Origin of the sequence: Zwartia panacis, assembly GCF_030410395.1 — a bacterium.
GTDB classification, from domain to species: domain Bacteria; phylum Pseudomonadota; class Gammaproteobacteria; order Burkholderiales; family Burkholderiaceae_B; genus Zwartia; species Zwartia panacis.
This window is the reverse complement of record NZ_JAUHHF010000012.1, coordinates 85,814-107,265: the sequence shown is the minus strand read 5'-3', so window position 1 is coordinate 107,265 and position 21,452 is coordinate 85,814. Positions and strand designations below refer to the sequence as shown.

General features: G+C 55.3%; 21 protein-coding genes. 13 read left to right on the top strand and 8 right to left on the bottom strand.

Annotation, left to right across the window (positions count from 1 at the left end):
- A partial coding sequence (locus QWY30_RS13895; RefSeq protein ID WP_494338498.1) for an excinuclease ABC subunit UvrA occupies positions 1-1,086 on the bottom strand: 1,086 nt, incomplete at its 3' end.
- Positions 1,087-1,171: 85 nt separating this feature from the next.
- Between QWY30_RS13895 and QWY30_RS13890 the strand changes: the two genes are divergently transcribed.
- Positions 1,172-2,368 carry an MFS transporter gene (locus tag QWY30_RS13890; protein ID WP_290241965.1) on the top strand — a complete coding sequence of 399 codons (1,197 nt, stop codon included), beginning with the start codon at positions 1,172-1,174 and terminating at the stop codon, positions 2,366-2,368.
- 14 nt (positions 2,369-2,382) lie between these two features.
- Here QWY30_RS13890 and QWY30_RS13885 read toward each other — a convergent pair whose 3' ends face one another.
- The 3 genes from QWY30_RS13885 to QWY30_RS13875 are packed head-to-tail and all read right to left on the bottom strand — an operon-like array spanning position 2,383 to position 5,454.
- Positions 2,383-3,540 (bottom strand): alpha-hydroxy acid oxidase, encoded by a 1,158-nt coding sequence (locus QWY30_RS13885; protein WP_290241964.1) that lies wholly within the window; start codon positions 3,538-3,540, stop codon positions 2,383-2,385.
- Positions 3,541-3,543: 3 nt separating this feature from the next.
- Positions 3,544-4,521, bottom strand: a complete 978-nt coding sequence (locus tag QWY30_RS13880; protein ID WP_290241962.1) for a Bug family tripartite tricarboxylate transporter substrate binding protein — start codon at positions 4,519-4,521, stop codon at positions 3,544-3,546.
- A gap of 57 nt (positions 4,522-4,578) precedes the next feature.
- Positions 4,579-5,454 (bottom strand): TauD/TfdA dioxygenase family protein, encoded by an 876-nt coding sequence (locus tag QWY30_RS13875; RefSeq protein WP_290241960.1) that lies wholly within the window; start codon positions 5,452-5,454, stop codon positions 4,579-4,581.
- Between the two features lie 126 nt (positions 5,455-5,580).
- On the opposite strand from QWY30_RS13875, the gene QWY30_RS13870 reads away from it, so the two are divergent.
- The 6 genes from QWY30_RS13870 to QWY30_RS13845 all read left to right on the top strand — a co-directional run bounded on the left by QWY30_RS13870 (position 5,581) and on the right by QWY30_RS13845 (position 10,674).
- Positions 5,581-6,492, top strand: a complete 912-nt coding sequence (locus QWY30_RS13870; RefSeq protein ID WP_290241958.1) for a LysR family transcriptional regulator — start codon at positions 5,581-5,583, stop codon at positions 6,490-6,492.
- A gap of 120 nt (positions 6,493-6,612) precedes the next feature.
- Positions 6,613-7,092 (top strand): single-stranded DNA-binding protein, encoded by a 480-nt coding sequence (gene ssb, locus QWY30_RS13865; protein WP_290241957.1) that lies wholly within the window; start codon positions 6,613-6,615, stop codon positions 7,090-7,092.
- A gap of 178 nt (positions 7,093-7,270) precedes the next feature.
- Positions 7,271-8,050, top strand: coding sequence for an SDR family oxidoreductase (locus tag QWY30_RS13860; protein ID WP_290241955.1), 780 nt, complete (start codon positions 7,271-7,273; stop codon positions 8,048-8,050).
- A 68-nt stretch (positions 8,051-8,118) separates the two neighbouring features.
- A complete protein-coding gene (locus QWY30_RS13855) occupies positions 8,119-9,885 on the top strand; it encodes an IlvD/Edd family dehydratase (protein WP_435433412.1) in 1,767 nt (588 codons plus the stop codon).
- A gap of 55 nt (positions 9,886-9,940) precedes the next feature.
- Entirely contained in the window at positions 9,941-10,222 is a 282-nt protein-coding gene (locus tag QWY30_RS13850; protein WP_290241954.1) for a nucleotidyltransferase domain-containing protein, read from the top strand.
- A complete protein-coding gene (locus QWY30_RS13845) occupies positions 10,219-10,674 on the top strand; it encodes a hypothetical protein (protein WP_290241952.1) in 456 nt (151 codons plus the stop codon). The genes QWY30_RS13850 and QWY30_RS13845 overlap by 4 nt, the downstream gene beginning before the upstream one ends.
- Positions 10,675-10,723: 49 nt before the next feature.
- On the opposite strand, the gene QWY30_RS13840 is transcribed toward QWY30_RS13845, so the two are convergent.
- On the bottom strand, positions 10,724-12,829 hold the full coding sequence (locus QWY30_RS13840; protein ID WP_290241950.1) for an acetate--CoA ligase family protein: 2,106 nt from the start codon (positions 12,827-12,829) through the stop codon (positions 10,724-10,726).
- A gap of 121 nt (positions 12,830-12,950) precedes the next feature.
- Between QWY30_RS13840 and QWY30_RS13835 the strand changes: the two genes are divergently transcribed.
- A complete protein-coding gene (locus tag QWY30_RS13835) occupies positions 12,951-13,304 on the top strand; it encodes a RidA family protein (RefSeq protein WP_290241948.1) in 354 nt (117 codons plus the stop codon).
- 27 nt (positions 13,305-13,331) lie between these two features.
- Positions 13,332-14,582, top strand: coding sequence for a TIGR03862 family flavoprotein (locus tag QWY30_RS13830; RefSeq protein WP_290241947.1), 1,251 nt, complete (start codon positions 13,332-13,334; stop codon positions 14,580-14,582).
- A gap of 13 nt (positions 14,583-14,595) precedes the next feature.
- On the opposite strand, the gene QWY30_RS13825 is transcribed toward QWY30_RS13830, so the two are convergent.
- From QWY30_RS13825 to QWY30_RS13815, 3 genes are all read right to left on the bottom strand, one after another.
- Positions 14,596-14,907: a nucleotidyltransferase family protein gene (locus QWY30_RS13825; RefSeq protein ID WP_290241945.1), complete on the bottom strand. Its 312-nt coding sequence runs from the start codon at positions 14,905-14,907 to the stop codon at positions 14,596-14,598.
- Entirely contained in the window at positions 14,904-15,314 is a 411-nt protein-coding gene (locus QWY30_RS13820) for a nucleotidyltransferase substrate binding protein (RefSeq protein WP_290241943.1), read from the bottom strand. The genes QWY30_RS13825 and QWY30_RS13820 overlap by 4 nt, the downstream gene beginning before the upstream one ends.
- Positions 15,315-15,387: 73 nt before the next feature.
- Positions 15,388-16,185, bottom strand: a complete 798-nt coding sequence (locus QWY30_RS13815; RefSeq protein ID WP_290241941.1) for an IclR family transcriptional regulator — start codon at positions 16,183-16,185, stop codon at positions 15,388-15,390.
- Between the two features lie 201 nt (positions 16,186-16,386).
- Between QWY30_RS13815 and QWY30_RS13810 the strand changes: the two genes are divergently transcribed.
- From QWY30_RS13810 to QWY30_RS13795, 4 genes are all read left to right on the top strand, one after another.
- On the top strand, positions 16,387-16,881 hold the full coding sequence (locus QWY30_RS13810; protein ID WP_290241969.1) for a GAF domain-containing protein: 495 nt from the start codon (positions 16,387-16,389) through the stop codon (positions 16,879-16,881).
- Between the two features lie 35 nt (positions 16,882-16,916).
- A complete protein-coding gene (locus QWY30_RS13805) occupies positions 16,917-18,563 on the top strand; it encodes a GMC family oxidoreductase (RefSeq protein ID WP_435433414.1) in 1,647 nt (548 codons plus the stop codon).
- Positions 18,564-18,689: 126 nt separating this feature from the next.
- A complete protein-coding gene (locus tag QWY30_RS13800) occupies positions 18,690-19,961 on the top strand; it encodes a putative Na+/H+ antiporter (RefSeq protein WP_290241937.1) in 1,272 nt (423 codons plus the stop codon).
- Positions 19,962-19,977: 16 nt separating this feature from the next.
- The gene (locus QWY30_RS13795) at positions 19,978-21,393 is read left to right on the top strand and encodes an amidase (protein WP_290241936.1); all 1,416 of its coding nucleotides are present in this window, start codon (positions 19,978-19,980) and stop codon (positions 21,391-21,393) included.
- Positions 21,394-21,452: the final 59 nt, after the last annotated feature.

Here is a 21,452-nt window from a genome sequence, read left to right as displayed (position 1 = left end):
GTTTTCATTCAAATAGAAAAAGGGAATCTCGACATCGCCAGAACCATAAAGCACGATCTGACGGATTGCCTCGGGCAAGCTTTCCCAGCTCGCCTCAATATCGAACTCATAGTGTGTCGATAAGCTCGACAGCATTGAAAACGTGAAGGCATTGCGTTTATCCCAGCCTCTGATCGCACCGGAACCAAGACTGAGCTCTGGAAAGGCCACCACACGTTTGGGATCAAAAAAGCCCACATGTCCCAAACCGTCACAGCTAGGACAAGCGCCGACCGGATTATTAAAGCTGAACAGACGCGGCTCGAGTTCAGGCAGACTATGGCTGCAGACTGGACAGGCATAGCGACTGGAAAACAGGTGCTCTTCGTTGGTGTCCATGTCGAGCGCGACAACGCGCCCCTGCGCCAAGGTCAGCGCGGTCTCAAAACTTTCGGCGAGGCGTTGCTTGCTCTCGGGTTTGATGCGCAAGCGGTCAATCACGACATCGATGTCGTGTTTTTCATTTTTATTGAGCTCGGGCATGCTGTCGAGGTCGACCATCTGACCGTCGACGCGCACGCGAACGAATCCTTGCGCCTGCAAGCTGGCGCATTCGTCATCAAAACTACCTTTGCGCGTCCGGGCGATGGGGGCGAGTATGGCGAGCCTGCGTTCTGCCGGCCAGTTCAGTACGCTGTCGACCATCTGGCTCACGCTTTGCGCGGCGAGTGGCAGGCCATGCGAGGGACAATAAGGCGTACCGACGCGGGCATACAACAACCGCAGATAATCATGAATTTCGGTGATCGTGCCAACGGTCGAGCGAGGATTGTGACCCGCGGCTTTTTGTTCGATTGAAATCGCAGGCGATAGACCCTCGATCAGGTCCACATCCGGCTTATCCATCAACTGCAAAAACTGCCGGGCATAGGCCGAGAGACTCTCGACATAGCGGCGCTGCCCTTCGGCGTACAAGGTGTCAAAGGCGAGCGAAGATTTGCCCGATCCCGACAGGCCCGTGACGACCACGAGCTTGTGTCTGGGCAGGTCCAGAGACACGTTTTTGAGATTGTGGGTGCGGGCACCCCGGATTCGGATTTCGTCCATGACACGTTTTTGAAAGCCAACTTGGTACTATACCGTGCTGGCGCGACAATCGCCGGATAGCCCTTCACTCTGATTCAAGTCTTTGATGTCCGAACCAACGCCTTTGCCTTTGTCTTTGACCCCGACTGAACGCCGTGCCAGCGTGGCGCTGGCCGGTCTGTTTGCCGCCCGCATGCTTGGCTTGTTCTTGTTGTTGCCGGTTTTTGCCGTGGCGGCACAAGGGCTCAAAGGCGGTCATGACCCCTTGTGGGTAGGCGTAGCCCTCGGCATGTACGGCTTGACCCAGGCCTTCATGCAAATCCCTTTCGGCCTGGCCTCGGACCGTTGGGGGCGTCGTCCGGTGGTGTTGGCGGGTCTGTGTCTGTTTGTTGCCGGGAGTGTCGTCTGTGCCGTATCCGATGACATTTTCTGGGTCACCATTGGTCGTGCGATTCAGGGTTCGGGTGCCATTTCCGCGGCTGTCACGGCATGGCTGGCTGATGCCACCCGGCCAGAGGTGCGCACCCGCGCTATGGCGATGGTGGGCGGCTCGATTGGTCTGTCCTTTGCCTTGTCACTGGTCATCGCCCCCCTGATCGTGGGCTCGACCGGACTGGCAGGACTGTTTTGGACAATCGCCCTTTTAGGCGTGGTTTGTCTGGCGGTTGCCCGGTTTGTCGTACCAGTCGTGGCACCTGCTCCCAAGCCTTTACATCCTGCTCGGCCGATGCAAGTGCTTACTCACACTGATTTATTGAGACTGAATTTTGGCGTGTTTTGCCTTCACCTGATTCAGATCGCGATGTTTGTGGTGATCCCGCCGCTTCTGCTCAGACTGGGCAACTTGGACGCCGCAGAGCTCTGGAAGGTGTATCTCCCTGTTATTTTTGGCTCCTTTGTTTTCATGGTGCCGGCAATTTTTGTCGCGGAAAAGCGTCGCGCGCATCGTGCCATGTTGCGCATGGCTGTGGCGGGACTGGTGCTGGTCTGTGCGTTTTTACCTTGGGCAAGCCACAATTTCTATTTGTTGGCTTTTGGACTGACGGGCTTTTTTGTCATGTTCAACGTGCTTGAGGCCTTGCAGCCGTCGCTCGTATCCCGCGTGGCCCCGCCCGAGCTCAAGGGACTCGCATTGGGCCTCTACAATACTTCGCAGGCCGCCGGATTATTTTTGGGTGGCATGCTCGGTGGCACGCTTGCCGTCTTGGGCGGTGCGAGCAGCGTATTTTGGGCAGCCTGTGGGTTGTCAGCGCTCTGGCTTTTGGTCACGTGGGGCTTAAAGCCGCTCGGACCTAAGCACTGAGCAGCACTCGGACATCAACGCTTAAAAATTAGCTCCTGATCAATTTCTGCGACTCTGCTCACGCCGCTGAGCTGCATTGACCGGACAAACTCATCCTTCAAAATCTCCAGCGCTCGGGTGGCACCTGGCAATCCGGCTGCGGCTGCGCCAAATAGCGTTGCCCGCCCGGTCAGCACGCCTTGCGCACCGAGTGCACGCGCTTTCAAAATATCCACGCCGCGCCGGATGCCGCCATCGACCAACACAGGGACGCGACCGGCCACGGCTTTCACCACTGCAGGCAAAGCTTCCACCGTCGCAGGCGCGCTGTCGAGCTGACGCCCGCCATGGTTGGACACCACGATCGCATCCACACCCATTTGCACTAAACGTTCGGCGTCGCTTGGACGCATGATCCCTTTGACGATTAATTTGCGCGGCCAGTTGTCGCGCATGATTTGCAGTTGTTGCCAGTCAAAAGCGGGATCGTAATTTTTCCCTACCGACGAGGCGAGTTTCTTGCCACCCTGATTGTCGCGTTTGAGTTCTTTGATGTTTTCCATTTCAGGCGCGCCTTTGAACAACATGGGCAGCGACCAGCCTGGATGCAGGGCAAAGTCCAGCACGTTGCGAGGCGTGTACTTGAACGGAAAGACCAGATGATTGCGGAAATCACGTTCCCTCTTGCCGCCAACTGGCAAGTCCACTGTGATCATCAAGCCTTCATAATCCGCCGCATGCGCGCGGTGAATCAAAGAGGCGAGTTTTTCTTTATTGGCCAGGATGTAGGCCTGAAACCAAAGTCGCCCGGGAGCGGCATCGGCGATCTGTTCGATGGACGCCGTCGCAGAGGTCGAAAGCGAATACGGAATCCCCATGGCGGCGGCCGCGCGGGCAATCGAAATATCCGCGCCATGGCGACCAAACGCTGCCGCACCGGTCGGAGCGATCGCCAACGGCATGGCGGAGGGACCGCCAACAAGCTCGGTCGACGTGTCGACCTTGGAGACATCGTTCAGTACTTTTGGCGCAATACGAATGCGACGAAAAGCCTCGATGTTGTCGCGTAGCGTGACTTCTTCTTCGGCACCGCCGTCAAAAAATTCAAAGATCGCGCGCGGCAAACGGCGTTTAGCCACCGCGCGCAGATCTTCCACACTAAACGCACTTGCTGCTGTGCGGTCCAGGCTCACGATTTATTCTGCTTTGATACCAGAGGCCTTGATCACACGGTCCCAACGTTCCTGATCCTTGACCAGGAATTCACGGAACTGAGCGGGAGAATCGCCAACAGGCTGTGCACCCAGGTCTTTCATGCGCTTGATGACTTCGGGATTGGCCATGGCTTTTTTGATCGAAGCATTGAGCTTGTCGACGATGGGCTGTGGTGTGCCAGCAGGTGCGAGCATGCCGACCCAGGGTGCGGTTTGTTCAAAATCGGGAAAGCCCGAAGCATCCATCGTGGGCACACCGGGAAACTCAGGCATGGGCTTGGACGAACCCACCGCCAGAACACGGATGCGCTTGTTTTCAACATGACCTGCGATACCAATCATCGGATAGAACATGAACGACACACGACCTGACATCACCTCGGTCAGCGCAGGCGCATTGCCGCGGAAAGGAACGTGAACCATTTTGACTCCCGCAACCGTCCCCATCATGGCTGCGGCCAAGTGAGCAGAGCCGCCATTACCGGCTGAGCCGTAGCTGATCGCGTCGGGGGAGCTCTTGGCTTTATCCAGAAGCTCTTTGAGATTTTTATATGGAGAGTCGTACGCAGTGACAATCACGAGTGGCAGGTTCGCGACGAGTGAAATCGGCGCAAAGTTTTTGAGCGGATCGTACTCGGACTTATCGCCAAGCAAGAGCTTGTTGACGTTGTGCGAAAGTGAGGCGAACAACACGGTGTATCCGTCAGGCTTAGCTTTGGCGACTTCGCGCGTGGCGATCAGCGAGTTGGCGCCTGTCCGGTTTTCAACCACCACCGATTGGCCCAGATCAGCCGACATGTGTTGTGCCAGTATTCGACCAATCACATCAGTTGGACCACCCGCAGCAAAACCGATCACGACTTTGATGGGTTGAGTCGGATAGGCCGCTGTTTGCGCCACACCTGTCAATGGCAGCACTGAGGCAAGCGCCAGGCAGGCGCTGATAAGGGTCTTTTTCATTTGTCTTCCAGTGATAAAAATAATGCGGTGAGCTTAACAGTCCGCTCACCCGCCGCGCTACGCTGCCAAGGGAAAATACCGATCCGCCATGACTTGGCAACGCTTGATAAAGCGATGCTCGTCCGGGCCGTAATCGGCGACAGCGTTGTGGATCGTGCCCATGTTGTCCCACATCAGCACGTCCCCCGCCGTCCAGCGATGCTGATATCGAAACTGTGGTTGCAACTGGTGCGCGAATAAAAAGTTCAGAATCTCGTCGCTCTCTTTTTGTGGCAACTCATTAATCTGAATGGAATAACCAGGGTTGGCATACAAAATTTTGTCGCCCGTAATCGGGTGCGTCAAAAAGATTGGATGCGAAACCGGTGGTTTGGCCTTGCGCTGCGCTTCTGTCAATGGTGGGCGGGTGCAACCGGGTTGCTTGCGCATGTTTTCCCAAAACTTGTTGAAATCATGCAGCACCGTCATGCCATCGAGTTTTTTCTTGAGTTCTTCGGGCAATGCCAGATAGGCGGCCCGCATATTTGAAAATTCCGTGCTACCCAATGGCTGTCCATTGCGATGTGGAATTTCGATGCCATACAACACGTTGGTGAAGGCGATCATCTTGCTGTAGGACATATCCGTGTGCCAGTCTTGTCCCGCATCACCGAGGCCAATGGGTTTGCCGTCCACTTTTTTATTCGACAGGATCATGACCTCGGGGTGACCTGGCTCTTGATACATGTTGGCAACGTTGACTTCGAGGGTCCCGAACTTGCTGCTGAAATCCTTGAGCTGAGCACCGGTCAGGTTCTGTTTTGAGAAACACAGAACACCATATTGACCCAGCAAACTCTCGATTTTCTTGTAGTCCTCATGGGACAGGGGTTTTGAGACGTCAAACCCCTCAACGCGTGCGCCGAGTCCTTGTCCACTTGGTGTGACTTGCATGATCGTTCCCCTGCTGATGTCTGAAAGATGCGAAAGTCTAGCGGTTTAGTGCCGTCCAGAATAGCGTTGAATTGTGAAATGAGTGTTCTCGAAATGGAAACAATGCGGCTACAATTGCGCTAGATCATGGACAAACTCAAAGCAATCGAGGTTTTTATCGAGGTCGCACAGGGCTTGAGCTTTTCAGGAGCAGCCCAGAGACTTGGCATGGCCAAGGGAAACGTGACCAAGCATGTCGCCTGGCTCGAGCAAACCCTGGGTGTCCAACTTTTAACGCGCACGACTAAAAGCGTGAGCTTGACCGAATCTGGGCTGTCGCTGCTTGAGAACGGTCGCGAGCTGCTTGACCGCGTTGAGAGCATCGATGCCGCTGTGCGACAGTCCGTCAAAGAGCCCAAGGGCATGCTCAGATTGGGGGCGCCGCCTTCATTCGGCGCGTTTCATCTTGTGCCGATCATCACCGCTTTTTCCTCTGCACATCCCGACATTCAAGTCGTGCTCTACCTCGATGATGGGCGTACCGATCTGGTCGCCGAGGGGTTGGATATGTCCGTGCGGATCGCGACTTCGCTCAAAGATACTTCACAGGTGGCTCAGCGCCTGGCTGTCGTGCCTCAGCTCCTGGTGGCATCGCCTGCCTATTTGAAACGGCGCGGAACGCCGCAGACGATTGCGGACCTTGCGGATCATGAGTGCATGGTGCATGCGCTCAAGTCACCGACGAACATCTGGACCTTCATGGGTGAGCCAAAAGGTGTTCGCGTCCATGGGACGATCCGTGCGAATTACGGCGATCCGTTGCGCCATGCCGCCTTGCTAGGCCATGGAATCTCCATGCATCCTACATATATGGTGATGCAGGATATTCAGGAAGGCCGGCTCGTGAGTGTTTTGCCGCAGTTTCGTCCCGTAGGCGTTGATATTTATGCAGTTTTCCCCAGCCGTAAAAACCTGCCTGTTCGCGTGCGGACATTTTTAGACTTTTTGCGTCAATGGTTTGCCGCCGAGGACTGGCATGCCTATCAAAACGTGCCGTAAACTGTCTGCAATGCGTAGTTTTGCGTCTGGCGTTGAAAGGCGGACTGGACAATGATGGCGCCTCGTACGAGCCCCACAGGGCATTGATGAATCACGATATTTTTTAAAACGGAGATCGGCATGGCATCGGTCAATAAAGTAATACTGGTTGGCAATCTTGGGCGCGACCCCGAAGTCCGCTACAGCCCGGATGGCGGCGCCATTTGTAACGTGTCGATTGCAACGACCAGCAGCTGGAAAGACAAAACTTCCGGCGAGCGTCGCGAAGAAACCGAATGGCACCGTGTGGTGTTTTACAACCGCCTGGCCGAAGTTGTCGGCGAGTACATGAAAAAAGGTCGCCCCATGTATATCGAGGGTCGACTGAAAACACGCAAGTGGCAAAACAAAGAAGGGGTTGATCAGTACACCACAGAAATCATCGCCGACCAGATGCAGATGCTGGGTGGCCGCGATGGTAGCGACGGTGGCTCGATGGGCGGTGGCGGTGGTGGCGAAAGCGCGCCACGTCCGGCACGTGCGCCTCAGGCGCAGCGTCCAGCGGCTCCGGCTGCGAGCGGCGCGAATCTGACGGACATGGATGACGATATTCCGTTCTGATCGATAGTTGGAGTGTGTTCAGTCTTTGTTGATGCAGTAAGTAGGCGGTGTGACTCTCGGGTTGCACCGCTTTTTTACGATCGATCAGCTCGATGATTAGACTCGCACACCTCTTTTGAACTCTTTTGAATTAAGCTGCTGTATCAACAAAATAAATCAAAAACTCAGGAGACAAAACATGGACTTAGGCATTCGTGGACGCCGCGCGATCGTGTGCGCCTCAAGTAAGGGCTTGGGTTTGGGCTGCGCCCAGCAACTCGCGCGTGAGGGCGTCGAGCTTGTGATGCTCGCCCGCGGGCAAGAAGCGCTTGAGGCAGCGGCAGCAGCTATTCGCGCTGAAACCGGTGTCAAGGTGACGACGGTTGCCACCGACATCACGACGCCGGAAGGGCGCGCCAAAGTCCTGGCGATTTGTCCGAACCCTGACATCCTGGTGACAAACGCGGGTGGGCCCAAACCAGGTGATTTTCGTGACTGGAGCCGTGACGACTGGATCGCCGCGGTGGATGCCAATATGCTGACGCCGATCGAGCTGATCAAAGCGACAGTCGACAAGATGATCGCACGCAAGTTTGGTCGCATCGTCAACATCACCTCCGCTTCGGTTAAACAGCCGATCGAGAGCCTGGGCATGTCCAACGGTGCACGCGCAGGATTGACAGGATTTGTGGCGGGTCTGGCGCGTCAGATTATTTCGCATAACGTGACAATCAATAATCTTTTGCCTGGCCCTTTTGCAACGGATCGTATTTTACAAACGGCGGCCGCGCGTGCTAAAGACAGCGGACAGACGGTCGATGAGATTTTGAACGCGCGCATGGCGGCGGTTCCAGCCAAGCGCTTTGGTACGCCCGCCGAGTTTGGTCAGGCGTGCGCATTTTTGTGTAGCGCGAGCGCTGGTTTTATGACGGGACAAAACCTTGTGCTGGATGGCGGTATTTATCCCGGTACACTTTAAATCCATTACACAATTACTCAATTACTTAATCAATCATTCATTCATTCATTCATCATCAGGTGCGCACCATGTCGGACGACAAGAATAAAGAGAATAAAGGCCACTCACTGAATCCCGCCGCGAGCAGCGAAGGGATGTCCAAAGGTTTGGCGAATTATGGCGATCGCGGTTTTTCCTTGTTCTTGCGCAAGGCGTTTATCAAAGGTGCGGGCTTTACCGACTCCGCGCTGGAGCGTCCGGTCATTGGCATCACCAACACAGGGAGTGCCTACAACCCCTGTCATGGCAATGCGCCTCAGCTGATCGAAGCCGTCAAGCGCGGCATCATGTTGGCGGGCGGTCTGCCAATGGACTTTCCGACGATCTCGATTCACGAGAGTTTTTCCAACCCCACCAGTATGTATCTGCGTAACCTGATGTCGATGGACACAGAGGAGTTGTTGCGCGCTCAACCGATGGATGCGGTGGTGTTGATTGGTGGCTGTGACAAAACAGTCCCTGCCCAATTGATGGGTGCGGCCTCCGCAGGTTTACCTGCCGTGCAGTTGATCACGGGTTCGATGTTGACGGGCTCGCATCGTAGCGAGCGTGTGGGTGCTTGTACGGATTGCCGTCGTTACTGGGGAAAATTCCGCGCCGAGGAAATCGACGCTGAAGAGATCGCCGATGTGAATAGCCAGCTCGTGGCCAGTGTCGGAACCTGTTCGGTGATGGGGACCGCGAGCACGATGGCCTGTATTGCAGAAGCGCTTGGCATGACCGTGCCCGGTGGTGCTTCCCCACCAGCTGTGACAGCCGACCGTATCCGCGTGGCTGAGCGCAGCGGTGCACTGGCCGTGGAAATCGCACGCAAGCGTTTGACGATCGACAAGATTCTGACGGAAAAAGCTTTTGAAAACGCGATGCGAGTGTTGCTCGCAATTGGTGGTTCGACCAACGGTATCGTGCATTTGACAGCGATCGCGGGCCGGATGGGTTTTGAAATGGACCTCAAGGCGCTTGATCGCATGGGCCGCGATACGCCAGTGCTGCTGGACCTGAAGCCTTCGGGTCAGCACTACATGGAGGACTTCCATCATGCCGGCGGAATGGCGACATTGCTTCGCGAGCTCAAGCCTTTATTGCATCTGGATGCGATGACCGTCACAGGTCGCACGCTGGGTGAGGAAATCGAGGCCGCAGGTCCCGGTTTCAAACAAGACGTGGTACGTACTGCGAAAAATCCGATCTACCCGCAGGGTGGCATCGCAGTGCTGCAGGGCAACCTCGCGCCAGGCGGTGCGATTATCAAGCAGTCTGCCGCGCATCCCAAGTTGATGGAGCACGAAGGTCGCGCGGTCGTATTTGAAAACCTCGAGGATATGGCCAACCGCATTGACTCGCCTGATCTGGATGTGACTGCGGACGACATTCTGGTGCTCAAGCATATCGGCCCCAAGGGGGCGACCATGCCTGAAGCTGGATATATGCCGATCCCTAAAAAGCTCGCCACAGCTGGCGTCAAGGACATCGTTCGCATCTCTGATGGTCGCATGAGCGGGACGGCCTTCGGGACGATCGTGTTGCACGTCACACCCGAGTCGGCGATTGGCGGACCCTTGGCCTACGTGCAAAACGGTGACCGTATCCGACTGAGCGTGGAGAAGCGCGAGCTGGCGTTACTGGTCAGCGACGAAGAGCTCGCCAAGCGTCGCGCGGCGAAACCTGTCGTGATCCCGACCGCGCAACGTGGCTATCGACGGCTATTCCTCGAAAGCGTGACCCAGGCAGACAAAGGCGTCGACTTTGACTTCCTGATGCCGCCGATGACGGGTAAAGTGCCTAAGGCGAAGTAAAATCAGGCACGGTAGTGATTATTTTATTGTCAGCACTGATTGTGGGAGGATTGAGATGCGCTTAGCCATACCAGAACAAGTTGCGATCCATGATGCCATCCATCAGGCTGACATCGATGCAGAGGTCTATTTGTTTGGCTCCCGAATAGATGACACTGCGCGGGGCGGTGACATTGACCTGCTTGTCTTATCAAAGCGTATTGGGTTGATGAAAAAACTCGAGATTTTGGCGCAGCTGCACGAAAAACTTGGTGAGCGGAAAATTGATTTAGTCGTTTTTCCTGACTCCAACAGGCCGTTTGCAAAGATCGCACTTGAAAGGGGCATTCGATTGTGAGTGCGGCCAATGTTCAATTCCTTAAAGAAGAGCTCGTTGGGCTTTCTCTGGCAGCTCAGCATCTAGAGTATTCACTCGAGCGTTGTACCGAGCTTATTGGTCAGAAGGACTTGCCTCCAGAAAAGCTCGAGCGTTTGGAGTCTCTGACCAGCCGTTTTGCCAGATTGGCTGACTTGTTGATTCAACGGATTTTTCGATTAGTGGATGAAATCGAACTGGTTGGCATTGGAACTGTGCGAGACCGTATTGATCGAGCTGAAAAACGTGGGTGGGCTGACGCGAGCAAGCTGGTTAAAATCCGCGAACTGAGGAATATGATTGCGCACGAGTACGCAGCAGAAAAAATGCTCGAGATTTATTCTGTTGTTTATCAATTAGCAAAAGAGCTTTTGGCGATCGTGCCAAAAGTCACTCAGGACGCTCAAGCGTTAATGAACAAGTACCCGAGTTAATTTGAAGCGGACGAGATCATCATCATCTCGCCCACTCCAGTCAAAATGATTACCCCTGCGTGACCTCAATCACGGCATCCACGGCGTACGCGCCCTGTCCTTGCGGCATTGCGAGGACAGGATTGAGGTCGATGGATTGCAGGCGCGGGCCAGCGGCCACGGCAAAGGCCGACAGCTGAGAGAGCATCTCAGAAAGTGCTTTGATGTCCGCCACGGGGCGTCCGCGCGCACCGAGTAGCAACGGCGAACCTTTGATCGAACGAATCATTTCCTCGGCGACATCGGGTCCGAATGGACAGCGGTGCAGCACAACGTCTTGCAAGATTTCCACAAAAATCCCGCCGAGTCCAAACATCGCGACTGGGCCGAACACGGGGTCTTGATGAATCCCGAGGATGCATTCGACACCGCCTTTGAGTTGTTTGGCGACTAGCACACCCTCCAGACGTGCTTGAGGCGCTGCGGTTTTGCCACGTTGCATCAACAGCGCGAAACCCTCTCGCACATCCGCTTCATGATGGATATCGAGCAGTACGCCGCCGATCTCCGATTTATGCAGAATATCGGGCGAGACGATTTTCATGACAACGGGAAAACCGATCTTTTGCGCGGCGGTGACGGCAGCTTCGATCGTTGTGCACACCTCTTCAGGAGCAGAAGCAATGCCCGCTTGCGCAAGGAGTTGTTTGGCCTGTGCCTCGGAGGGGTTGTGAGTGGGCAAGGAGATCGGGGCAAGCTTGGGTGCGGGCAAAGCAGGTGCCTTGGCAAATGCGCGACCAAATTGTCCCATCGCTTCGATCGCCACAACGGCGCGCGAGGGATCTTCGAAGACGGCAAAGCCATCGTTTTCATATTCCCGGATTTGTTCACGCGAGGCCATCAACGACAATGCAAAAATACAATCAGGATGTTTGCTGCGGGTGATCTTGAGCTGTTCACGCAAGCGTGGTGCGACGCTTGCGACGCCGCCTGTGTAGGTAAAGAAACCGAGTATGGAGGTGTATTTGCCTTCGGCGATCAGCGCATCGGTAAAGGTACTGATCAAGGACATCTCGTTGAGAAACTGAGCCGTGACATCGACGGGATTACGTGGAGCGGCGAAGGGCAGCAGCTTGAGTAGTCGCTCTTGCGCGTCCAGTGGCATTTCAGGCATGGGTAAACCGACCGCATCGGCCGCATCCGAGATGATGACCCCAGCGCCACCGCTGACGGTAATGACACCGAGCGTGTTGTGAGCGGGATAGATGCCGCGCGTCGCCAGACGTGCGATATCGAGCATTTGCTCGGTCGTTTGTACGCGCACGACGCCAAACTCTTTCAAGACTGCATCGGTGACACGATCGTCTCCTGCGATGGAGGCAGTATGGGATTGCGCAGCTGCACTGCCGATTGCGCTGCGACCGACTTTCATCATCAGGACCGGTTTGCGGGCGCGCCGGGCGGCGTCCAGGCCCGCGAGCAAACCTGCAGACTCTTTGATGCCTTCGGAGTAAAGCATGATGACTTTGGTTGCCGGATCCTCGACCACCATTTGCAACATATCACCGACTGTCAGGTCGGCTTCGTTACCCGTCAAGATCACGGCCGAAAGACCAATATCGTTTGCGGTCGATACCGCCATCAAGTGCGCACCATAGGCGCCGGACTGACTGATGATCGCGACACCGCCCGCTTTGGGAAAGGCCAGTTCACAGCCTGTCGCAAACGTGCCATAAAAATGATTGCAGGGATTGATCAGGCCCAGCGAGTTCGGACCAATCAGGCGCATGCCGTGCTTGTGCGCGGCATCGACGAGTTTTTGTTGCTCACGCGCACCCTCAGGTCCTGTTTCCGCAAAACCCGCTGTGAATAAAATGGCCGCCGCACAGCCTCGCTCGGCGAGCGCTGTGACGGAGTCGAGTGCCGCGGAGGCCGGCACGATCACGATGGCGATATCAGGTGTTTCAGGCAATGCGGCGACACTGGGGTAGGCGGTCAGACCCTGCACTGTCGTCCGATTGGGGTTCACAGGAAAAATTCTGCCTTGATAGCCTTGGCCCAGCATGTAGGAAATGGGTCGTCCACCAATGCGCGAGGGGTCATCGGAGGCGCCGATGACGGCGACGGATTGTGGGTTGAGGAGTTTGGCAATTCGGGCAGGATCGTGTGGGCGCATCGTTGTCTCAGTTTTATCTTTGCGTAAATATTACAGCTACACTGCATGCAGGTTTTAAGTTTGCCGCGGTTTTGAGTTTTATTTTTTAAGTTGTATTTTTTATTCAATCAGGAGAATAACGATGGGTGCAATTACTCGCATTGATTCCAATGAACGTTTGAGCCGTGTCGTGATCCATGGCGACACCGTGTATGTCGCAGGCATCACCTCGAGCGTCAAGGGTGACATCGTTGCCCAGACACGCGACGTGTTCGCAAAAATCGACGGTCATCTGGCAAGCGCAGGAACAGATAAACATCATCTGTTGACTGTACAGATCTGGTTGAAAGACATCACCAAGGACTTCGAGGGCATGAACTCGGTTTGGGCCGAGTGGGCGCCTAAAAACGCGTTGCCCACCCGCGCGACCGGTGAAGTCAAACTGGCCGCACCGGACTTGCTCGTTGAAGTCATCGTGACCGCGGCCAAAAAGTAATCATAAAAATATCCATCAGGAAATCACTTGTCATCAGAAAAACGCTTGGTTGTCGCCGTCATCGGAGCAGGTCCCGCAGGTTTAATGGCTGCGGAAACACTTGTCCGCAAGGGTTTGACGGTGCAGGTCTTTGAGGCAAAGCCTTCGGTGGGTCGCAAGTTCCTGATGGCAGGACGGGGTGGGCTCAACATCACCCACTCCGAACCCTCTGATAAATTTGTCACGCGTTATGGTGCCCGCTCGCCGGAAATGGGACGTATGCTCGAGCAGTTTGATGCCCAGGCGCTGCGTGACTGGGTGCATGCGCTTGGCATCGAGACTTTTGTGGGCTCTTCGGGCCGGGTGTTTCCTGATGAAATGAAAGCCGCACCGCTTTTACGAGCCTGGATGCATCGCTTGCGCGTCGAGGGCGTGCAGTTTTTGATGCGGCATCGCTGGTTGGGTTGGGATGATGCGCAACAACTGCGTTTCGATACTCCCAAGGGTGAGATCACGACATCCCCCGATGCCACAATCCTCGCGCTCGGAGGCGGGAGCTGGGCCAGGCTGGGTTCGGATGGCGCGTGGTGGCCATGGCTAAAAGAGCAAGGTGTGCCGCTGAGTCCTTTATTACCCAGCAATGGTGGCTTTGAGACAAACTGGTCCGCACATTTTCTGGAAAAGTGTGCGGGAGAGCCCATTAAAACCGCACAGTTCCGAATTGAAGGCAGCAAAGCTGCGCCGTTGCGTGGCGAATGCATGGTGACGCAGCATGGACTCGAGGGTGGCGCGATTTACGCCTTGTCAGCCAGCTTGCGAGATTTGATTTTGACGCGCGGCAAAGCGACGTTGTTGCTGGATTTGTTGCCTGACCACAGTCCCCAACGCGTGCTTGATGAGGTCTCACGTGCGCGCGGGACACGATCGATGTCATCTCATTTGCGCACACGACTAGGTTTACAAGGTGTGCGTGCTGCGTTGTTGCGCGAGCGTTTATCTGCAGAGGTATTCAACGCTCCACAAAAACTCGCGTATGGTATTAAAAATCTGCCTATCGTGTTGTCTGCGTGTCGTCCAATCGATGAGGCCATTAGTACGGCAGGTGGTGTTCAGTTTGAAGGGATGACAGAACACGGAATGCTGAAAAATTTGCCAGGCGTGTTTTGTGCCGGCGAGATGCTCGATTGGGAAGCCCCGACAGGTGGGTATTTGCTCAACGGCGTGATGGCGTCAGGGCAATGGACAGCCAGAGGGGTGTTGAGCTGGCTTCAGAGCCGGTCTTGTGGTGAAACAGATTAAGGTTGGGATAATTTCAAAGTTGAATGACAAGTTTTTGTTTTTCAATGATTTCTTTAAATGCCTCAGAAGTGGATGCCCAATCGACGATATCCACTTTGAAAGGTAAAGTAGAGTTTGAAAGAGCCTCGTTAAGCGCAGCACGCGTTTCGATTGCAATTGGCTCATCACCGACTAAGGCTAAATCTAGATCAGAGAACGGTTTGTGCATTCCAGTCACTCTTGATCCAAAAGCCCAGACTTTGAAGTCTGGAACATAACGCTTCAGAATGCTTTGTAGCAAATTCAGCTCTTCTGCCGTTATGGCTAAGCTAGTGCTGGGGATCATGCGATACGCTCCTGAAGTGATTCAAGAAGGGCTTTAGCCTCATCTAAAAAGGCTGGGATTCCCCTTACGACTTGAACGGCTATTGCTTCATCATAGGTATGGCTTGTCTTGCTGCGCATCTCACGGTAGGTACGCCAGTCGCTCCAGTCGCCCTTGAGCAGACCTTGCTCGTTGGCAGTGCGTATCAGGTCCGCAAAAGGCATGCTGTCGAACTGACTTGGATTAGCAGAGCTCATTTCAAGGTAGCGTTTCAGCATTTTGTGGCTAATTTCATAGGTGAACTCAAAACGTTGCACCAAGCCATCGCGTAATTGCGTGTCAAGAGGTTCAGAAAAATGCCGAGTCAAGCCAGCATCCAGTCGGCTCACAGCATTCTTTAAGGCAGACAAATCAAGTGGTATCGGCATTGTTTGCAGCCCAAGTAGCAAATCGTTGTCAATAATCGATTTTAGGCCAAGCAATGCATTTCACCTTTAGCCTTTAATTTTCAGTTTCAATATTTAACAAATTCGGTTGAATCTGTTCAATCGCTTTGTTGATGCAATCCAGAACGAGTTCGCTGCGGTCTTTGTCCAGGCGGGTGTTGAGCGTGGCGACGCTGATGGCGGCGACGGGATGACGGTTTTTGTCAAAGATGGGGGCGGCGATGGTTCGCACACCCGGTAGTTCGACGACGTCGCTGACCACATGGCCGCGAGCTCGGGCGCGTGCGATATTTTTGCGAACCTCAGCTTCGGAGTAGTTGGGAAATTTCTCCATGCAGCGATCTTTGTTGATCTTGAGGATGCGTTCGATCTCGTTGTCGTCGAGAAAGCTCAAAATGGCCAGCGCACCGCCGCCGATGTTGATCGGACGACGACGGCCAACCTCGAGGACAAACACCTTGATGGGAAAGGCGCCCTCGGCGCGATCGATACAGACACCATCAAAGCCCGCGCGAATCGTCAAAAAGACAGTGTCACCTGTGCACTGCGCGATTTGCTGCAGGTGAGAGTGACAGAGATCGCGCATGTTCGTGCGGGGGCTGGCGGCCAGACCCATTTCGTAGACCACGTTACCCAGAAAATAACGTTTGGTGGACTCGTCCTGACGAATGAGCCCTTCGGACACTAGGCCTTGCAAAATCCTGTGCGCTGTCGGACGCTCGATATTGATTTCGGTGCAGAGATCAATGAGTCGGGCGCCGACCCGGTTGCGTGCGGAAACTCCGCGCATGAGTGCTGCGACGCGTTGAACGACTTGGGTGCCGGATTTGATGGCAGGGGTAGGAATTGTCATGATGGTTCAATATATGGACGAATGTGCAAGGCAAAACTCGGCGTCAATCCTTTAAAGGCCAACGTTATTCCCATCGTGCGGGCTCAAGCAGACTTTCGGTTTGATCATATTTGTTCCACATTATGGCTTGTGGTTTCGCTGCTGTCCATACGTTTCGAGGTGGATAAAATCAAAGCTCCTGTAGCCCACCCCAAAGTGATCATGTTCGATACAACACCTCTCTTTTCTTTGCCAAAAGTCGAGCAATATCAGCGGCTTGCCCAACAAGCGCGGGTGCTGATGGAGGGGGAAAAGGACCGAATCGCCAATGCGGCGAATTTGTCCGCGCTGGTGATGCACGCTTTGCCGGATTTGAATTGGGCTGGTTTTTATTTTTATGACGGCACCGAGCTCGTGCTTGGACCGTTCCAGGGCAAGCCTGCGTGTTTGCGTATCCAGCTCGATCGTGGCGTGTGCGGTGCAGCGGCGCGGACACGAACGACACAGCTCGTGCCCGACGTCCATGCTTTTCCCGGCCATATCGCCTGCGATGCTGCTTCGCGCTCGGAAATCGTGGTACCGCTGGTACACCAGGGCCGTTTGGTGGGTGTCTGGGATGTGGATAGTCCCATTCCGGCTCGCTTTGATGTACAAGATCAAAGCGGCATGGAGACGCTGTGCCAAATTTATCTCGACTCGGTATTTGGTGTTCGATGAGTACAACAAAAAATAATCACACTGACTCTCAGCTGATGTTTGACTACGTGATCGTCGGCGCAGGTTCTGCCGGTTGTCTCTTGGCCAATCGCTTATCCGCGGATCCGAACAATCGAGTGTTGCTGCTCGAAGCGGGCGGTCCTGATAACTGGCACTGGATCCATATTCCTGTCGGGTATTTGTACTGTATTGGCAATCCGCGCACGGACTGGTGTTATCGCACCAAAGCTGATCCTGGACTGAATGGCCGCGAGCTGGGCTATCCCCGGGGGCGCGTGCTCGGCGGTTGTTCGTCGATTAACGGCATGATTTATATGCGAGGCCAACGCGCGGACTACGATGGTTGGGCCGCGCTGGGTAACAAAGGATGGGGCTGGGAAGATGTGCTTCCGCTTTTTAAAGGCATGGAAGACCATCATGCTGGCGAGAGCCCGTTTCATGGTGCGGGGGGCGAGTGGCGTGTCGAGCCCGCGCGCCTGTCTTGGGAAATCCTAGATGCTTTCCGCGAGGCCGCTGCGCAGGCGGGCATCGCACCAACACCAGATTTCAATCGTGGTGATAACGAAGGCAGCAGTTATTTCGAGGTTAATCAGCGCGCTGGTTTTCGCTGGAATGCGTCCAAGGCTTTTTTGCGTCCTATCAAACACCGCCGCAATCTGACGGTGTTGACCGGTGCGCGGACAACGCGCTTGTGCATGCAAGGCAAACACGTCACGGGTGTGGAGTTTATCCGCGAGGGTCAGATCCATATCGCCCAAGCGCAGCGCGAGGTCGTCATGGCGGCGGGAGCGATTGGCACACCGCAGATATTGCAAGCGTCCGGCGTGGGTCCTGCGAATGTACTCAGCCCTCTGGGTGTCCCACTGGTGCATGACCTGCCCGGTGTGGGTCAAAACCTTCAGGATCACCTCCAGCTGCGCATGATTTATCGCGTGGAGGGCGCTCGCACGCTCAATACCCTGGCGAACTCCTGGCTTGGAAAGGCGCGGATCGGACTTGAGTATCTCTTGACGCGCCGCGGTCCGATGAGCATGGCGCCCTCTCAGCTCGGCGTGTTTGCCAAGTCAGGCCCTGAACAGACGCGGGCGAACGTCGAGTATCACGTGCAGCCTTTGTCGCTTGAACGCTTTGGTGAGCCGCTGCATGATTTTCCGGCGTTTACGGCATCGATTTGCAACGTGCGTCCGACAAGCCGCGGTCATGTCAATATTGTTTCGCCTGACACCGCCGAGGCTCCTGAGATTTTGTGCAACTACCTGTCAACGCCAGAGGACAGGCATGTTGCGGCGGACAGTATTAGATTGACCCGCCGCATCGTCTCGCAGTCTGCTTTGGCGCGCTTCAAGCCAGTGGAAATTAAGCCCGGGCTGACGGACTCGAGTGGCAATAACGGTGCAACGAACGAGGAAGAAGCAAAAGAGGAAGAAGCAAAACAGGAAGAAGCACTTGCCCGCGCAGCCGGAGACATCGGCACGACGATTTTTCATCCCGTCGGGACATGCAAAATGGGCCATGACGCGATGGCGGTCGTGGATGACACCTTACGTGTGCATGGGCTGACGGGCTTGCGCGTGGCCGATGCCTCGATCATGCCAACGATCACCTCAGGCAATACCAATTCGCCCACGATGATGATTGCCGAGAAAGCCGCTCGCATGATCTTGAATGGAACTGCCCGCTAGCCCCGAGCGTGTAACTGTATGCAAAATACTTGGGCGAAAGTGTCTTGCTACGGTATAGTCATTAGCACCCAAGGCAGCCGCACGTGGTCAGCGGCTGTGCCCATTGACTTTTTGTAAGTTGAGCTCATGACCGTTCCACATTCCGTTCAAATTCTCGCGACCGTTTTATTCGCGATCGCGATCATCCACACGTTTTCAGTTCCCGTTTTTGCCCGCCTGGCGCATAAAAACGGACCTCATGCGGGCGTGTGGCATTTCTTGTCCGAGGTCGAAGCGGTATTTGGCGTCTGGGCGTTTGTGTTGCTCGTGCTGATGGCTGTGGTGGCAGGCATCCCCACCATGGTCGAGTACATGGATACGCGCAACTTTACCGAGCCCTTGTTTGTGTTTGCCATCATGGTGGTGGCCGGCAGTCGCCCGATTATTGAGCTTGTGAGCATGATTGTCCGATGGATCGCGCATGCCTTGCCCGTTCCCCGGCAGCTCGCCACGTTTTTTGTGGTGCTGACGTTTGTGCCACTCGCCGGCTCGTTGATTACAGAGCCTGCTGCGATGACTCTCGCGGCCTTATTACTGCGCGATGGCTTTTACAAGCGTCCAGGCCATCAAGGTTTCAAATACATGGTGCTGGGCGTGTTGTTTGTGAACGTTTCAATTGGTGGCGTGCTGAGTGTCTATGCCGCGCCGCCCGTCCTGATGGTCGCTAAAACCTTTGGCTGGGACACGAGCTTTATGCTGGCAAATTTTGGCTGGCGCGCGGTTGCGGCTGTTGCGCTGAACGCGCTGCTGTTGACGCTTATTCATCGCAAGCTACTGTTGAGCGGAGAGGCTGAGACACATCGTGGCGTGACGCAAAACCACAGCGCCCGCATGCCCGCTTTTGTGATCCTGGTTCACGTACTTTTCCTGATTGGCATCGTCGTTGCTGCACACCATCCCGCGATTTTCATTGGTCTGCTTTTGCTCTTTATTGGCTACTGCCAAGCGTATAAAACCTACCAGTCGCCACTGATGATTCGCGAGGGTCTGATGGTGGGCTTCTTTCTGGCGGGTTTGGTGTTGCTGGGTGGTTTGCAAAAATGGTGGCTCCAAGACCTGCTCGGCAGTCTTTCGCCGTTCGTCTTGTTCTGGGGCTCCACTGCGTTGACCGCGATTACAGACAATGCAGCGTTGACGTATCTGGGTTCACTGGTGGATGGCACTTCCGCCGAGTGGCGCTATATGCTGGTCGCGGGTGCGGTCACGGGTGGTGGTCTGACCGTGATTGCCAATGCGCCCAATCCCGCTGGCTTTGCGATCTTAAAGTCCAGTTTCAAGGACGAGACCATTGCGCCCGGTCCTTTGTTTTTATCCGCCTTTGTTCCTACCATGATCGCCGCGACCTTCTTTCTGATTTAACGCACACGGAGTCACCATGTCTGATCTCGCTTTTTCGTCCCTCACCCAGCTTGCGCAGGGTTTACAGCAAAAAAAATATAGCTCCGAAGAAATCACTCGCGAGTATTTGACGCGGATTCAAAAAGCGAACGGCAAGCTACACGCCTATGTGAGCGTGAACGAAGAAAGCGCCCTGCAGCAAGCGCGTGCGGCCGATACGCGTCGCGCTTCGGGCTATACCCTCAGCCCAGTTGACGGTTTGCCACTTGCGGTCAAGGATTTGTGCGACATCGAAGGGCAGATCACGACAGGTGGTTCGCAGGACTGGATCAATCGTCGCAGCCCGACGACTTGTACTGCAGTCGAGCGCCTGATGCGCGCCGGGATGGTGATGCTGGGCAAGGTCCACATGGTCGAGTTTGCCTTTGGCGGTTGGGGGACCAACCCTGTCATGGGCACGCCCTGGAACCCCTGGGATCTCAAGACACATCGTGTGCCGGGTGGTTCGTCCAGCGGCTCGGGTGTGGCGGTTGCTGCCGCGCTTGCGCCCGCTGCGCTGGGCTCTGACACCGGTGGTTCTGTGCGTATTCCTGCTGCGCTCAACGGCATCACTGGGCAGAAAACCACTCGCGGCCTCATCAGTTTGCACGGCGCGCTCGCCTTGTCCGGGACGCTGGATTCGATCGGACCGATGACGCGTGACGTCCGGGACTCGGCGATTTTGACCGGGCTCATGGCAGGTGAGGATCCGCTTGATCCCACCAGCTGCAACCGCCCCATGTTTCATTGGAAAGCACCGGCCGCGGGTCCCAAGCCTCTGGCAGGTTTCCGCATTGCCATGTTTCCGCCCGAGCACTATCCGATTGCTCTGGGCAAGGATGTCATCAAGATGCTCGACGACACCCGTCGCGTCCTGGTAGATCTCGGCGCGCAGATCGTTGAGAAGCCTTTCCCGTTTGATTTCAACGATATGATGATCCGCAATGGTCAAATCATCGCCTCCGAGGCCTACGCCATCCACCGTGCCTACATCGACGATGCCTCGCGACCCTTTGGGGAATTTGTGCGCAAGCGTGTGCAGTCGGGCCGTAACATTTCCAGCGCCGACTACATCGACGCGATCGCCGATCATCGCCGCACGATCGCGGCCTGGACCGACTGGATGAGCAATGTGGACGCCTTGTTGTCGCCCAGCGCACCGATTGGCGCGTGCCCGCTGACCGAGGTGGACGAGTCCAAAACACCGATGGCCGCGTTCACTCGTGCCGGTAATTACATGGGCTGCTCGGGTATGTCCCTGCCAGCCGGTTTTGCCGACAATGGCATGCCGCTGGGTGCGCAATTGCTGGGCAAGCCTTTCGATGATGGCACGCTTGTCACCGTCGGGATGGCTTTCCAGCAAGCGACGCAGTGGCATCTCAAGCGCCCTGATTTGTCGTCCCTGGGTCTGTAAGGAACACCAAACCCTAAAAAAGCCAGTGTTTGAGGGTAATTTGGGCAGGATTGCACGGT